Source organism: Paenibacillus prosopidis (assembly GCF_003337375.1).
Lineage (GTDB): Bacteria > Bacillota > Bacilli > Paenibacillales > Paenibacillaceae > Pristimantibacillus > Pristimantibacillus prosopidis.
Map to the genome: position 1 here is coordinate 75608 of NZ_QPJD01000016.1, position 16249 is coordinate 91856.

At 50.6% G+C, this 16249-nt stretch carries 7 protein-coding genes; all 7 read right to left on the reverse strand.

Translation table 11 applies throughout. The features are described from left to right. Window positions 1–104 precede the first annotated feature (104 nt). The gene (gene sigK / locus DFP97_RS22800) at window positions 105–803 is read right to left on the reverse strand and encodes an RNA polymerase sporulation sigma factor SigK (RefSeq protein ID WP_110771802.1); all 699 of its coding nucleotides are present in this window, start codon (window positions 801–803) and stop codon (window positions 105–107) included. Between the two features lie 256 nt (window positions 804–1059). Beyond that, window positions 1060–1767, reverse strand: a complete 708-nt coding sequence (locus tag DFP97_RS22805) for a ThuA domain-containing protein (RefSeq protein ID WP_114382663.1) — start codon at window positions 1765–1767, stop codon at window positions 1060–1062. 356 nt (window positions 1768–2123) lie between these two features. Continuing rightward, window positions 2124–10475 (reverse strand): glycoside hydrolase family 94 protein, encoded by an 8352-nt coding sequence (locus DFP97_RS22810; protein WP_114382665.1) that lies wholly within the window; start codon window positions 10473–10475, stop codon window positions 2124–2126. Between the two features lie 417 nt (window positions 10476–10892). Beyond that, window positions 10893–11246 (reverse strand): hypothetical protein, encoded by a 354-nt coding sequence (locus DFP97_RS22815; protein WP_114382666.1) that lies wholly within the window; start codon window positions 11244–11246, stop codon window positions 10893–10895. Between the two features lie 69 nt (window positions 11247–11315). Continuing rightward, window positions 11316–12041: a uracil-DNA glycosylase family protein gene (locus tag DFP97_RS22820; protein ID WP_114382668.1), complete on the reverse strand. Its 726-nt coding sequence runs from the start codon at window positions 12039–12041 to the stop codon at window positions 11316–11318. Between the two features lie 26 nt (window positions 12042–12067). Further along, complete coding sequence (locus tag DFP97_RS22825) at window positions 12068–13849, reverse strand: glycerophosphodiester phosphodiesterase (RefSeq protein WP_114382670.1); 1782 nt, start codon at window positions 13847–13849, stop codon at window positions 12068–12070. A 107-nt stretch (window positions 13850–13956) separates the two neighbouring features. Next, complete coding sequence (locus DFP97_RS22830) at window positions 13957–16068, reverse strand: right-handed parallel beta-helix repeat-containing protein (protein ID WP_181873640.1); 2112 nt, start codon at window positions 16066–16068, stop codon at window positions 13957–13959. Window positions 16069–16249: the final 181 nt, after the last annotated feature.

A 16249-nucleotide genomic window follows, 5' to 3' on the forward strand; every position in this document is an offset into this window, starting at 1 on the left:
AAAACGCCAGTCCTTTCATTACTGCCTCATACCTTGTTCAGACGATGATTGTCGACACCAAAAAAGCTTGAGAATGCTCTGACATTAGCATTCTCAAGCTTTTCCTACTTCTTCGCCTTATAAAACTCATGATACAACTTCATCAACGCCCGCTTCTCAATCCGCGATACATAGCTGCGGCTAATCCCCAGCTCCTTCGCAATCTCCCGCTGCGTCCGCTCATCCCCGCCGTGCTCCAGCCCGAAGCGACCGATTACAACTTCCTTCTCGCGATCATCGAGTATATCCAGATTCTTATATATCTTCGATTTCTCAATCTTCAGCTGCACCTTATCGACAATATCATCGGCCTCCGTGCCGAGGATATCTATAAGCGTAATTTCGTTGCCTTCCTTATCCGTGCCGATCGGATCGTGAAGCGAAACGTCCTTCCGCGTCTTCTTCAAAGACCGCAGATGCATAAGTATTTCATTCTCGATACAGCGGGCGGCGAACGTCGCAAGCTTCGTGCCTTTACCTGTCTGAAAGCTCTCTATTGCCTTAATCAATCCAATCGTGCCGATCGAGATCAGATCCTCGAGATCTTCGCCCGTATTGTCGAATTTTTTGACGATGTGCGCGACCAATCGGAGATTATGCTCGATTAGCAGGTTGCGCGAGCGTGCGTTACCCTCAGCCATAAGCTGAAGATGCTTCGTTTCCTCGTCCTCATGCAGCGGCTGAGGAAATGCGTTATTTTTCACATACGACACAAGAAGCGACAATTGCTTAATGAACAGTGCGATAGCTGCAAACAATCCCATGAACCGGACACCCCCAAGCTGAATTGCTGGATGCATTCGCTATTGCTCCAGCGCACAAGTAGCATAGTTCTACATTGTATGTGGGCAACGGCCTATAAGTGCATGTACGGGGTGGGGAATGAGAAGTAATCTTCATCCGCGAATGCCTGCCTGCTAGTAATTCAATGAGATTGCGCCAGGAACATTCACGCGGTCGACTCAACTGAATTCGATAACCAATGGTCTTCGAATCGAAGGCCCTTCTTCTCGATTAAGCTTATCTTGCCGCCCATACCATGCCCCGCCGGATCATCTCCGTCACCTGTGGAATTAGCACCGTCTCAGGCGCATGGCCAAGCGTAAGCACATAAACCCGGCCCCTCCCGTACATCTTCCACCAAGCGGCCGGCATCGTGACCGGTCTCCATACGAGAGGCGGCTGAACGCAGTCAAAACGAGTCACAGCCAGCACCTGTATCGACGGATCAACCAGCAAATAATATTGTTCTGACGTCACGACAAAATTACCGATCCCGCTGACGAGCGGGTTGTGCGGATCGGTCATATAAACGACGTAAGTTACCCCTGCATCGCCGGGATGCGCCACGAACTGTCCCCCGACCATCCCCTGGTACCTGATCTCGCCGCGGAACGCGTCGACAATTCCGCCGTGAAGCCCTGCCAATCCCGTCCCGCCAGCCACGGCATTCAGCAAATTGTTCAGCTGTTCTTCGGTTATCGTCCCGACCGTCCATACGGGAACGATCAAGTCCGTCCGATTCAGCTTCTCTGTGTCCAGGAACACATCAAGCGTATCAGATATCTCCACAACAAAGTGTTCTTGCCGCAATATCCCGGCCAAAATTTCGGCGACCTCGCGCGGATAATGACCCGGGTAACCGCCCTGCACGATTAAAGCCGTCTTGATCCCCGCTCTCCGCCAAGGATTGTCTGAAACAGCTCCGAAGGATCGCAATTGGGTCATGAGAGCCCTTCCTTCCTGTTAGAGGATGTTCAAAAAGTTCGTTAATGATCTTCCAAACAATCTATGCGAAATCGGCCTGTCCTATTATTCGCTCCCGCGGAACATAATTTTTTCAACGGTTTCATACTAATTCCAGGTGGTTATCAAAAGCATATGCCGCACGCAAGGCCCAGTGGAACAATCGCCTTTCAGATAGCGTCCAACGAAGACGGTTTAATCGATCTCCACAGAACGATCTGCAGCAACTTGAAGATCAGTGGGAACAAATTTGTGTTCGTTGATTGGCCGTCGTAGAAAAAAAAGAGAGAGCCAGAACGCGCTCTCTCATCTATACCTATGTTATCCCTCTTCCTTGCTTATGTGATTCCTGCCGAAGTCTTCGACCTCAGGAACGGCAAAACTACTTCGACCTCATGTTCTTGCCCGTCGTCGACGAGCTGTATATAGGCAGACTCCCCTGCGACTTTTCCAGTGGCTGGCTCTTGCTCTACCGGCTTGCCGTCGATCGTAACGCCTTCGGCATGATCCTTTAGAGCGCCGTTTGTTCGAACAGTTATATGGTAAATAGAGTTGCCGTATCTATACTGCACCGAGTAAGAAGGCCAATCCGCCGGTATATTCGGGCGTACGAACAGCTTGTCACTCTCTCGGCGCAAGCCGAGTATCCATTCGATACCCGCCTGATACATCCAACCCGATGCGCCGGTGTACCACGTCCATCCCGCTCTGCCTTTCACCGGATCCCGCGTATACACATCAGCGGCCATTACATAGGGTTCACCGGCATATTTGCGCACTTCTGACGGACTTTGGGCGTGAGTGACCGGGTTCAGCATATGAAACAGCTCTACCGCTTTGTCTCCTTCACCAAGCTCGCACCAAGCGACAATACTCCAGATTACCCCATGCGTATACTGGGCGCCGTTCTCCCGAATGCCCGGCGGATAGCCCTGAATATAACCGGGGGTCGGGTCGGTCCGGTCGAACGGCGGCGTGAGCAGCCGCCCAACTGACAGGTCGCGGTCTACAAGCTCACGGTCGAACGACTGCATGGCTTGCCGTGCCCGCTCCTGCGGAGCAGCACCGGAAATGACCGACCATGACTGGGCGATCGCATCGATCCGGCATTCTTCGTTCCGCACCGAACCAAGCCATGCCCCATCGTCCGTACGTGCCCGGCGATACCATTCGCCATCCCACGCATGCTTATTCAACGCTTCCGCAATGGAATCCTTCCGTGCACGGTAAAGGACAGCACGTTCGCTATCGCCCTTCCGTTCGCACACGTCGGCGAATTTTCGCAGTACCTCACATAAAAACCATCCGAGCCAGACGCTCTCGCCTCTGCCTTCGTCACCAACCGAGTTCATCCCGTCATTCCAATCGCCGATTCCCATTAACGGGATCCCATGCTCGCCAAAGCGGGATGCCCGCTCAATAGCCCTGATGCAATGCTCATAGACCGAAGCGGACTCTTCCGATACGACCGTCGCTTCGTAACGTTCGTGCTCTTCGTCCTTAAGCATTTCACTCGTTAGGAATGGCGCCGTCTCATCAAGCACGCCGACATCGCCGGTATGAACGATGTATCTCGATACTGCATATGGCAGCCAGAGCAGATCATCCGAATAACGGGTCCGAATACCCCGCTCCGTCTCCTCATGCCACCAGTGCTGAACATCGCCTTCCTTATATTGGTGCGAAGCGTGCAGCAAAATTTGCTTCCTGGTCAGTTCCGGCAGCGTATGCAGCAGCGCTAGCGAATCCTGCAGCTGATCCCTGAAGCCGTAAGCACCGCCTGCTTGATAAAAAGCGGTACGTGCCCAAATCCGGCACGACAGCGCTTGATACAGCAGCCAGCCGTTCAGCATCAGATCAAGCTCACGATTTGGCGTCGTCACCACGATCTGGTTAAGGGTGCGACTCCAGTATTCTTTTACATCCGTCAGCGCTCCTTCGCAGCTCTCCGCCGTGCCGTAGCTTCGAACATGCTTCTGCACCGCTTCCTTAGTCGCGTCTGCTCCGACAAGAACATATACCTTGCGAACGGAACGGGGAGGAATCGTCAGCTGCATCCGAATTACACCGCAGCTATCGGCGAACACCCCGTCAGCATTCGAGAAACTCTCCTGCCGCATTCCTTCAGGGGAGGCGAGCGTTCCAGAGCGACCGATGAACTCCGAACGGTCCGCTGTAAAGGTGAACCTTGAGCCTTCGCCACCCGGGCCACCCTCTTCCTTCTCCGCGTGCATATGAAGGAAAGCGACCGAATCCCGGAACGTTTCTTGATAAGCATTGCGGGCAAGCAGGGAATGGGTATCCTCATTCCATTCGGAGATGATATACGGTGCATTAGCCTGTTTTCGTACGCCGAGCACCCAGTTGCAATAGTAAGCGACGGACAGGCTGCGCGGCTCGTCACGCATATTCTCAAGCTCTACAGTCACGAATTTGACCGGATCATCTTTGCTTACGTATACCGTCATCCTTTGCTTAAACCCTCGCGTTTGACGCGTAAAGCTTGTATACCCGAAACCGTGGGCGGTTTCGAAAGCATCCTTGCCGAGCTCCGGCGATGGCGCTCCCGACCAGAGGTCTCCGGTTGCTTCATCGCGGATATAGCACGCTTCGCCGGGCAGGTCGAGCACCGGGTCATTCGACCATGGCGTCAACTTGAACTCCCGGCTGTTGCGCCACCAGGTATAACCCGTTCCAAGCTCGGTAACAAGACAGCCAAAAGACGGGTTGGCCATCACATTACTCCATGGCGCAGGCAAATATTTCCCTTTTTTCATCGAGATATGGTACTCGCGCCCTTCATTTGCAAACCCGCCCGAACCGTTATAAACTTCGAGCGATTCAGGGGAGTAATCCGCAAGCTCGCTTACGCCAGATACAGCTTCTGCCGCAGATTCGGGACGAAGCCGAAATTGCGGAGGAAGCCCTTCAATTGTTGGCAGCGACTCCATGGCATTTCTTTCCTCTAGTTCCCTTGCCATAAGTAGCGCATTTGTCTCACCCGATAAACCGGCGGCCTTACGACTTGCAGGGCGAACGGCAAGCTGCGCTTTGAAGCTTGGCCCATCAGCCCGAAGCGTTAGGCGGGCAACTGCCTGGAGCAAATGAAGCTGCTCCTGCGACAGCCTGTCGGCCATTACCGGATACACGCCGCCAGGCGTTGCCGAACCGCTCACAGTCTGCTCAGCTGCGCGGCGAAGCGCATCCTGCACATCCTGGTAATAACCTCCGGCCTCTTCAATTAAGAAAACGAGATCAAAAGCTATCCCCTTTTGCCTTAAATACGAGTGGCCTGTCAGCGCTTTGATCGCAAAAGGCATTTGCGACTTATCCTGTATCCTCACAAGCGCGACCGGCAAATCACCCGATATGCCCATTGGCCATAAGCCTGACTGCCCGGCTTGATTGGCGGCTATGCTGAGTGCCCGTTCTTTACGAAGAGGCGTCTGGTAAAGAAGCCTGCCTGCCATCGTATGAAACTGGGCAGCTTCCATAGCGCTTAGATGCTGGTGCCTCAGATCGATCCGGCTGTGTGTCCAAGCCAGTTGGAACGCACGCTCGACCTGCTGCTCGCTGCACAAGCTTGCCGACACGTCCAAAGCTTCTTCACGGCTGTCCGCCACACCGGTAGCCGAGAACAGCTTGACTGTCTCCCCCGGCCTGATCGAAATACGGCGGCGCATCACAAAAGCAGGATCAAGCACAGCGCCGACCGTACCGGAGAGCCGGCATTCCAGGCTCACCGGGTAGGAGATGGTGTGACCTCTGCCGATAAAGCAGGAACGGTCCGTTTCATATTCGACTGATCCAAGCGCATCACAACCTAATGACAGACTGTGTACCGCCCACTTCGGTCTCTCCTTGATATCGCGGGGCCGACGGACGGCAAGCAGACATTCCGCTTCAGCGTCATATTCAGTCTGGACGAACAGCTTGCTGAAGGCGGGATGCGCCTCGTCCGCGGCGGGCGGAGCAAGTGCAATTTCCAAATAGGTTGTTACCTCTACAACCCGGGCATCCGCACCTGTATTCGTCAAGGACAAGCGGCGAAGCTCGGCGTTTTGATCGGGCGGCACACAAATTTCCAGCGTCGAAGCAATATAACCGTTCCGCCCTGTAAAACACGCTTTATCTAAAGCAAACTGCGCTTTTTGCTCCTCCAAAGCCATTCGGCAGGGTTCAAAAGCGGGTGACCAGACAGCATTGGTCGATACGTCCCGTATATAAATGCAGTTTCCCGGTGTCTCCGCCACAGGGTCCTCATGCCAGCGGGATACCGCCAATCCGCCGTACCGGGTAAATCCTCCCCCGGTATCGGATATGACGCTTGTAAACGACCCGTTGGATAGCACGCATACCTCGGGAATCTCGCGAGGTTTGATAAATTCCCTTAGAGGAATTCGGGTGCCCGTAAGAGGCTCCTTTGTCCGCTCCAACAATGGCTTGGCCGCATTTTTTATAATAGCAGGACGTTCAGGTATACGCTCCTGCAGCAGCAGCTCTGCCGCCTGTACGCGCTTATCCGCATGAAAACGGTCGATCATCGTGCGGGGCAGCAGCAGATTGCTTATGGTAAGAAGGCTCATTCCGATGTGGTGAGCCATAAAGCTGCGCACGATAATATAGCTCGTATCTTCCGGCATACGCTGGGCGGTGCAATCAATCGCTTCATAAAAGCCATACTTGCCTTTGGCGCCCATCTCTTCCATCCGTTTCAGAGAAGCAAGCGAATCCCCCAGTTGAATGGGAAGTGCCATAACTGCCGCGTAAGGCGCGAGAACGAGATCGTTCTCAAGTCCGCGCTGTAACCCGAGTCCCGGTACGCCGAATGCGCGGTACTGGTAATTCATTTGATAATCGAAAGCGTGATAACCTGATTCGGAAATGCCAAATGGAACTCCCCGCTGCCGCGCATATTCAATCTGACGCTTGACGACTCCATTATAAGTTGCATCCCAAATCGAATGACGGTAGGTTCGCATCAGGAGTGATGGCATCAAATATTCAAACATTGTGCCCGACCATGATAATAGCGTCGGGTGCTTGCCCGACTTTGCCATCGCCCTTCCGAGCCTAAACCAATGCGATACCGGCGCTTGCCCGAACGCAATCGCAAGAAAACTCGCCTGCCGGGCTTCAGAAGCAAGCAGGTCGTACAAGATCTCTTCCCGGCGGTCCAAAGCGGCATGAAACCCAAGCGTAAACAGCTCGGCACGATCATCATACAAGGGACGAAAATCAGTGCCGGTAACGATTGTTTCGATGCGGTCAACAAGCGCTTCGGCCCAATGCAGAAGCTCACTCCCGGCATCATGCTCTCCATCCTGCTTTGCCCATTCAAGAACGCCCTGCTTCAGCGCAATCAAATAGGCGACAAAATTGCCGGAATCGACGGTTGATACGTAGAGTGGAGGTAAGGGCCGCAGCGACTGCGTATCGTACCAGTTGTACAAATGGCCGAACCTTTTCTCCATTTTCTCAATCGTTCCGATCGTTCGTTCAACGCGGGCAAGCATGCCTCGCGTATCAATGAAACCGAAATCCCTTGCGGCTAAGGTACAGGCGAGCAGAAGCCCGATATTGGTCGGGGATGTCCGGTGGGCGACGCCGTTCGGCGGCTCCAGCTGCACATTGTCCGGCGGAAGCCAGTTATCGCTTTCCACAGCAAAATCTTCATAATATGCCCACATCTGCGCCGCCAATTGCCGCAGTTCTTTTCCTTCCGTCTCCGAAGGCCTATTATGCGTAAAGGACGGAGAGCCGTTAAGCCAGCGAACAACAAAGGGCGCGAGCAGCCAGAGCGCAGCGATCGTCAATCCGCAAGCCCTCAAAGCACCGCCAGCAAACATCAAGGCGGCGGCCCCAAACAGAACACTTAGCGTATGACCGCTCCAAATCCCTGAAATGGCCGATGCCGGTGCGCTCCTGCTGCGCCGTTCCACTTCGGCAGAGCTTGTCCATTCAAGCAGGTTCCTTTTGCTGACCGCAAGCCTGTATAACGTTCTTGCAATGGCATCAACCATCACAACCGTCTGATAAGGAAGCGTGACAAGCTGAACAAGCGATTGCCCGAACGCAGTCAGAAGAATACCCGGTCTGCGATTAAGCCGGCTTAGCGCAAACAAGGCCCGAATGAGCGGCAGTCCGAGCGTCACCAGCCCCGCAGACATGAGCACTGCTCCTGCAGCGCCGGATATAAACATGCTGGCCGCGAGCAGGATAAATACGGCGGGTTGAACGAGGCTTCGCCGCATATTGTCGATAATCTGCCAGCGGGTAAGCAAGGACAGATCAATCGGCTTCAGAACGCCGCAGCGGTCGTGCTTACTGAAAGCAATCCAGCAAAGCAGCTGCCAATCGCCCCGTACCCACCGGTGCAGACGCTGTTGGTAAGCTTGAAAGGTGACCGGGTGACCGTCAACAACCTCAATGTCCGACAGCAGCCCGCCCCTTAGAAAACCGCCTTCCAGCAAATCGTGGCTGAGCACGGAATTTTCCGGTATCCGGTCATTCAACACCTGCTTAAAAGCGGCAACGTCGAATATTCCTTTTCCAGTAAAAATACCTTGTCCGAATGCATCCTGATAGGGATCGGACATCGCAAACGAATACGGATCGATACCGGGCTTTCCTGACCACAGCCTTGCCAGACGGGAAGACGATACCGAGTCGTAGCTGATGCCGACGCGCGGCTGAAGCACCCCATAGCCTTCCGAAACGCGTGTACCGCTGGCATTCAAGCGCGCACGGTTATATGGCAGATGCATCGTACCGACCATCCGGGCGGCCGCACCAACCGGCAGCTCCGTATCCGCATCAAGCGTAATGACATACTTGTAGCGCGTAATCGCCGAGCAGTCGCCGACGATGCAATTGCAGCTTGTGTCGCTTCCACCGCTTAGCAGCTCGACAAATTCGACAAGCTTACCCCGCTTGCGCTCCCATCCCATCCAGACCTGTTCCGATTCATTCCATTTGCGGTCGCGCTGAAAAAGATAGAATGGACCCGTTCCGGTATCGGGATCGCCATACTTTCGGTTAAGCGACTCGATACGGCTGCGCGCCGCGCTGGTGATCCGCTCATCTGACTCTTCATGCTCGGCTGAAGCATCCGCGAAATCTCCGAGCAGAGCGAAACCCATATTCGGGTCAAAGTTCGCCAAATAATGAAGCTCCAGCCTGTCCGCCATTTCCTCTGCTTCTTCCGGCTTTGACCAGATTACAGGTATAACCGTTATCGTCGCAGCGTCCTCGGCAATGCCGCTCGCATAATCATATCTAAGCAACGGCTGTGTGACGTATAGCTTTCCGATTAACCCATGAACGACCGTTACCGCCCATTCGCTGACCGGAATCGAGAGCGCAAGGGCAGCCGCCGTCCAAGCTCCGATGCTGATGGCCGCTTGATTCGCGGCCGCCGCGCTCCAAAGTGTCACAGCGAGAAAGGCTGCAAAAAAAACAGTCAATATGGCTAAATAGGCGCCAATCCTAGGGCGAAGACGAATCGTCCATGAAAGCCGCTTCGGCTCTACACATTCACGAACCGCGCCCAGCAGCTCCTTATTCCCTATCCGGTCAAGCAAATAGTAAGCAGCAAAAGCTTGACGAGGCGGCAATGCGTCCGTTCGAGCCACAGTCCCTTCAGGTTCGGTAGCTTTCGGGCGGTATGTATCAGCATCGGAATGCCTGTTTGCCAAAGCGATGGCTTGCTGCGCAATCACATTTTCCGGCATGCCGTATATGCGGGCTAACCGCTCGACTTGACCCCGCAGGGTGGCGCGGCTCTTCTCGTCCATAAGCGGATAGGTTCCGGCATGCTCCTCGTTCAATGTGTGTTCCACTACGCTCATCCGTTCGAAAAGCGGGTCCCATCTAGTACGGGACAACGTGCGAAGCGATTGAATGAGGTGTCCGGCTGTCAGTTCATACGACGCTTGCAGCTGATGCTCATAAAGAATGATGCGGCTCAAGCTTTCAGCATCATTATCCAGCTTGCAGAGCAGCCAGCTGCGTACCTCTCCCGCTTCTTCAGCCCATTCATTCAAATGGCTGACCAAATGCACGATAACCGGAGCTGACAGCGGCATATGCTGGCCGGCCTTTTCTAGAGCGTTAGTTATTTTTCCGGCATCCGGCTTTGTATCGCCCTCCACGAACGGCTCCAGCAGCTTGTCTATTTCGAGACAAGCCTGCCGCCGCTCCCTGACCGCTCCCATCACTTCGGCCAATTTACCGATAATGGCAATCCGAAGCATCAAAGGCATCGACCACACTTCGGCGATCGTGAGCACAGCGACCTCCTGATAGGCATTTGAGAAGCGGACAAACGCGTCAACATCAAGCATTCCGTCAACCCGATCCACATACTCGGAGCACAGCGACAAGACGCGCGGCTCCTTTCCCTTCAGCTGCCGGGGCAGTTGACTGGAAAATCTCCTTGTCAATTCTGACTGAACCGTAAATGCTTCGGATTCGACTAAATCGGCATGATCTAACAGCCATTGCTCAGCAGGCTGAAAACATGGCGCGCCATCCTGCTTGAGCTCCGACGCGAACTCTCGCAGCTTATCCAAGTTTCGGCGAAAGGTCCGCCACATTGGGGCAGACGAACGAAAGACAGCTTTTCCGGGATGATGAATAAGAGCCAGTTCACGCGCTTTTTGCTCAAGTTGCTCGGTCGTTGGAATCATAGGCTCCCCCTTAATCCGTGAGTCATTACTATAGTCAAGAATCATTCAAACCTTGACTAACCCTGAACTTATCCGCAGATTTAACCACGACGTTCAAGGCTTACTTAAGTAATATCTCCAAATTATCGGAAAATTATGTGAGTATCGCCTATTTCATCCTTTCATGAGCTGTCCGCTTTCTTTGAGATTGTCACGGTTGGAGTGTTTTTCTACAAATCAAAACGCGGGGTGTCATAAAAGATCATCGATCTTATATGACACCCCGCGTCGTCTGATAGGCGAATCATTATTTTTTATCTACTACACCTCTTGATTCGGGTTCCAGATCTAAGTCCCATCATCACGGGCAACGTTCTCAATATGACGGGAAAATCCCGCCCTAATGTCCGCATCCGCCTGCCGCTTGATAGGCCAATATTATTTTTTGTCCACTTGAAGAAGCTTTACGGACTTTGTTGCAAAGGTATCCTTTATCTTTTCTTCCGTAATGACATTCAGCTTAATCAAGCTTGCAATTTTGGAGGAATCCGGCTTGGAAAGCATGCGCCAGATATCGGGATCCGGCAGTGCTTCATAAAGCTTGTTATCATCGTATTCTTTCCGCTCTTGGATGACAATTTTCACTTTGTGGCTGCCGATCTCCAGTTCATTAACATCCTGCTCTGCACAATAGGATATAATTTCGTTGCGCAGCTCAGTCAGTTCTTGCTCTATTTCTTTTTGCTTTTGCTTTTGCTTGTAATATCTTTGCACGATCTTGTCCAACATCATCACACTCCTCCTCATAAAACATATTTATGCGGAGTGAAGCATTTTAAGACAAAAACGGTACCGCTTTATTCAACTAAACCAAGCTTCGATCTGCTGCTTTAGCTTCGCCTTGCTTTGTTCAAACTGTTTTATCCGGTGGCCGTTGGCACCCGAAGGATGGGGCATGTCAAACAAGCATCTCTCTTCATTGACCCAACCTTTGTGGGCAAACGCTCGGATCACTTCAGAGACGGATTTACCCAACGGTATGACAAGCGCGTCCTTTACCGCCGTCAATTCCGGTAAAAGTATACTCTCCGCATAATGATAAAGCGTCTCCGATTTCAGAATGGCAGGGTTATGCCCTGTATAGTTTTTTCCTTTACGAAAAACGGGGTATCTAATAACCGATGTCGTATGCAGCAAATCTCTGCGCTCTTCAAACAAAGCCCCGCTATTGTCGATTCCGATTGCGCCTGGCAGCCCGATATCATTCAGCATTTCGATTAAGTTTTTTCTCATGGAGCCTGCAAAGCTGGCAAGCTTCTTCGCATTTTTATCAATCTGCCAGGGTGATACGCCTGCTATTAAGTCAGCTCTTGCGCTTCTGAACGCCAGCTGCATTTGAGTAAATCCTGGGGTAATGCCGACAATCATCACTTTCGCCTGCTCATTGACGTAATCATAGGGTACATAATAAATCGACAAATCACCCTTCTCCTGTAAAAGGAAGTCCTTGACGAATAGATGTTCCTTGGACAAGCTTCCGGATGCTAATGACAATATAGCGTCTTTGTAATTTTCAATTTGACTCAAATCATTCAGGCTCCTTGCTTGGATGGCTAGAGATCAAGCTCTACCATATTTTGCGCGCGTGCGGGATAGTCGGTAATGATGCCGTCAATATCGAATTTTAATACCTCTTTTAAATCCCGTTCGCTATTGACCGTCCATACCCAGACCTCGCGGCCGTTCTTGTGTGCCCGCTCAATCAGCTGCCGCGTCAATATCGCTTGCTCAACCGTATAGAAGTCTACATCCAGAAGCGATAAATCACCGATAGCAAAATACAAAATTTGCCCGATCTTTATCTCGGGATTGAGCTGTCTAACCTGCTTCAGGGACTCTCTGTCCAGGGATTGAATATAGCATTCTTCAACCATATCGAACTCCTCGATGAGCTCTACCACCTTGCGGGCGAGCTCTTCTCCAGGACCGTATGACTTAAGGTCAATAATCAGCTTTGCCTTCCCCTTCGCTTCATAAAGCGCCTCGGCAAGCATCGGAATTCGCTCCGGCTCTACTGACTTGTTTAATCGGCTGCCAATGTTCACCATTGTAAGCTCATCGAAGGTAAGGTCCTTCACCCGCATCTGCAATCCCGCCATCCGCCTGAGGTTGTAATCATGATGGAGCACCACAACCCCATCCTTCGTCAGCTGCGCGTCAATCTCAACGGCATCAACCCCGTTTTCAATGGCCGCACGAATGGCGCGGAGCGAATTTTCTGGAGCTTCGCGCGTATCGCCGCGGTGGGAGGAGAGCAGGACGTTCCATTTTACATAGACCAGAGTATCGCTAGCCGCGTAGCTAACAAGCAGTGCCAAGACCAGATAGAAGGTCACAATCATAGAGTACAGCACACGTTTATTTGTTTTATGCTTAAATATTGCCCCTACCCGCTCCTCCAGCGGACCAACCCATCGGCTTCGATAGATTTGCAGGTTATCCTCCGGCATTAAACCGCGCTTCTGGTTGAAATGATAAAATAACCGTGTCAAAAAAATGATATTAACCGGAACGAGCAGCAGCGTAAACATATAGGTAAATACGGTTGTAATCGTCAGCGAATGGTGATCCGAGATCGCCTTCAGCACGTTTATATCGAGCCAAGAGGGAAAGTACGCAACGGAAGAGAGCGTTACAAAGCCAAGCGAAACAATAAACGTATTCAGCAAAAACAAATTAACGAAGATCGATAACCGCTTTCCTTTGGTCAAGGCCAAGCTGCTTTTGATAGCTGCGCGGATCGATTTCCCTTCGATAATAATGTAATGGAGCACGAAGATCCATCGCAAAATCGTATAGACCGCTGCCAGGAAAGCAATCGCATACAAAGCAAGCCTGGATACCGATGTGTCCAGAATACGGGTATTGAAAAAGATAGGAACGTTAAAAAAACCGTAAAGGGAGGATGAAAGCGGCGAATCGATGAAGGGGACAAGAAAAAGCAAAAAGAACAGCAGCTGAATAATACCGAAGCCGAATATTTTCGGCGTTTTCCTCAGAGTGGTTACTACGGCATCGGAAATTAAAACTTCTTTGCCGAAGTAATTTTTTTGGGCAATCGTAATAATGACTCCAAATTCAATGAAGAGTACGATGACAGCAGCCAAGCCAATGGCAATAAGACCAATAATTCCAGTGTAGCTTAGCCCAACCTTATACACCTCATTATTTAATACGAAGCCAGCCCCAACCATTCGAATGATCCGGTTGAACATATAGGACATGATCGGAACAAATACAAAGCTGGTCAGCAGCATAAATAAATATTCAAATAACAGATGCTTCTTGTAGCTGGCGCGAAAATCACGGATACTTCTTCCGAATAGTTGAAGCATAGCCATTCATCCTGTTCATAAAGATGTTATATGCTTATTATAAACGAGAAAAAACCACATCTTCAAACGATGTGGTTTTTCCGATATCGAAACGGTAGGCGCTGCTATTATTTCAAAACATTGTTTTTGACGATATCATTCTTCTTAAGCGCCAGCTTTGCCTTGTATAACGTGTTGTTTTCAATCGTGTAAGGAGGCGCTCCGACGCCGGCATATACAGTAGAAATGCCTATAGCGGCGATATTGGATGTAATCGTGTTGCCACGTATAACCGCATTTAATATATCGTGCTTCTCATCCCGCTTCCAGTAATCATTTAGTTTAATGATTTCCGTTTTTTCCGATGTCAGCTTATTTGCGGTTATCGTATTGTTTTCAAATAAAACGTTTTTTGCCGACTCGATACTAATCGCTTGCGTATTTCCGAGCACCTCAAACGTCGAATTTTTGATCGTAAGATCCAAACCCGGATGAGCGCCTACCAGATTGACACTTCCTGTCGGCGAAGCCTTAAAGGAGCATTTATCAAACACATATTTACCTGCCAAAACAGCCCCGATCGACCCGATTTTTCCTCCCTCAGCACCCTGAAACTCACAGTTGTTATACGTCCCGGGCGGAAGCGACAGTCCATATGTGTTATTGAAACCGATAACCTTCAAATTGTCAAAAATACTTCCTTCGGCAACGCCGCCCGTTACCGAGCGAAGCTTCGGCTCGCCGATGATCGTCAGGTTTTTAATATGAATCGGTTTGCCCCAGATGGACAGTCCTGAATCGCTTTTTTTGTTGTTATGGATTGTCACGTTCGACACGCTTATCCCAAAAGGAACCTTCGAGCTTACGTTAAACATAGAATCCGTAAATACCATGCCGTCTATCTTAATATTTGGTCCCTCCAGCGTGGTAAAGGAATCGTTCATCCGGTTACCGATAAACGTTGCGTCATGAGCTGCAATAATGCGCGAACCGTCAAAATGATTGTTCTTAATAAGCGCCCCTTTAAACGGATCCGAAATAGCAAGGCCAATAGCCCCTTTTGAAGCTAAATGGTTATCCTCAACGATTGCATCGCGGCCATCGTAAAGGATGACATCATAGGATGCGTTTTTGTAAAACTTATTGCTCTTAATGGTGATGTTGCTGTTTCGATTCCCATTCTCGCCGAAGCCGCCCTCCAAATCAATGCCGGATTGCGGCATCGTACCCTTCATGTCATGGAGTGAATTGTTAGTAATCAGTACATTATCGGCTCCGCCGACCGTAATTCCCTGCCTGCGGTTAAAGGAGAATTCGGAGTTTTGAACCACAACGTTTTTGGAGACGGCCCGGTTCCAAAACTCTATGTATGCGCCTTTTTTGGTCGACTGTTCAAATACGAGATGGAAAAGAGCTGCACCGTCGGGTATTTGGAGAATATCCCGCACTTTAACGTTAGCGAGTTTTTTAATAAACGACCCGTTTGATTTATAAAAAAAGATATCGAATGTTCGCGGAAGCTTGATCGCATTGGTCAATTCAAACTCCCTTTCACTTTTGAAAATAGCATTTGAAAAGTTCAAGGGCTCCTTCGTTCGAATCTTCTTTGAATTGGAGATGTTCTTCCCTTTATCATCAATAGCGCCCGAAATGAAGCTTCCTTCATATAAATCTTTGGCAAGCGTATTGTGTCCGCCGAGAACAAGCCCGTCTCCCGTAAACTGGGTTGCTTTTACCCCGTCGATCGTCACGTTTACCGCTCCTTCCACAAGGATACCGTGCCCGCCTTCATGCGTACCGGAGCTATGCCTATTGTCCTTTTTGGAGTAATTATGCTTATCTTTGTCTCCTTCATAGTTTCCGCCTTTGAGCGTTGCATTTTTGACGCCATACCCTATATATATGATTTGGTATCTCTCTTTATCGTTAGTCTCCTTACGGAGCACAGCATCGGACGGCAGTTCAAAAATCATATTGCTAACCATGTTAATACGGCTGTTTTTGTCGATCAAATACGTTCCGGAAGGCAGCGACGTTTTTGTTTTCCCATTTTTACTGGCCCATTTGAGCGCGTCGTTAATTCCTTTTGTCGTTTCGACGGGACGGGTGCCGTCGTTACGAATGCCGAAGCGGGATAGTTCGATGAGATAATCCTGTTTGCTGTCTGCAAATGTCTCGTTTGGCAGCAGCGTTAGCTGCGTCAATAAAATAAACGACACCCATATTTTTAAAATATTCACTTCGATCCTCCTGTTTTCTCTAAAATCCAAAACATACTTTTCTAAATATAGCATCGCATCGATTCTTTATAAAGAACATTTCGAGCGAATTCGTTCTTTTTCTTAAAATTAGTTCCTTGTTCCTATGCTGCCGCATATATACAGAAAACCATAACGAAAAGCATCCGCCTCACTTCATACC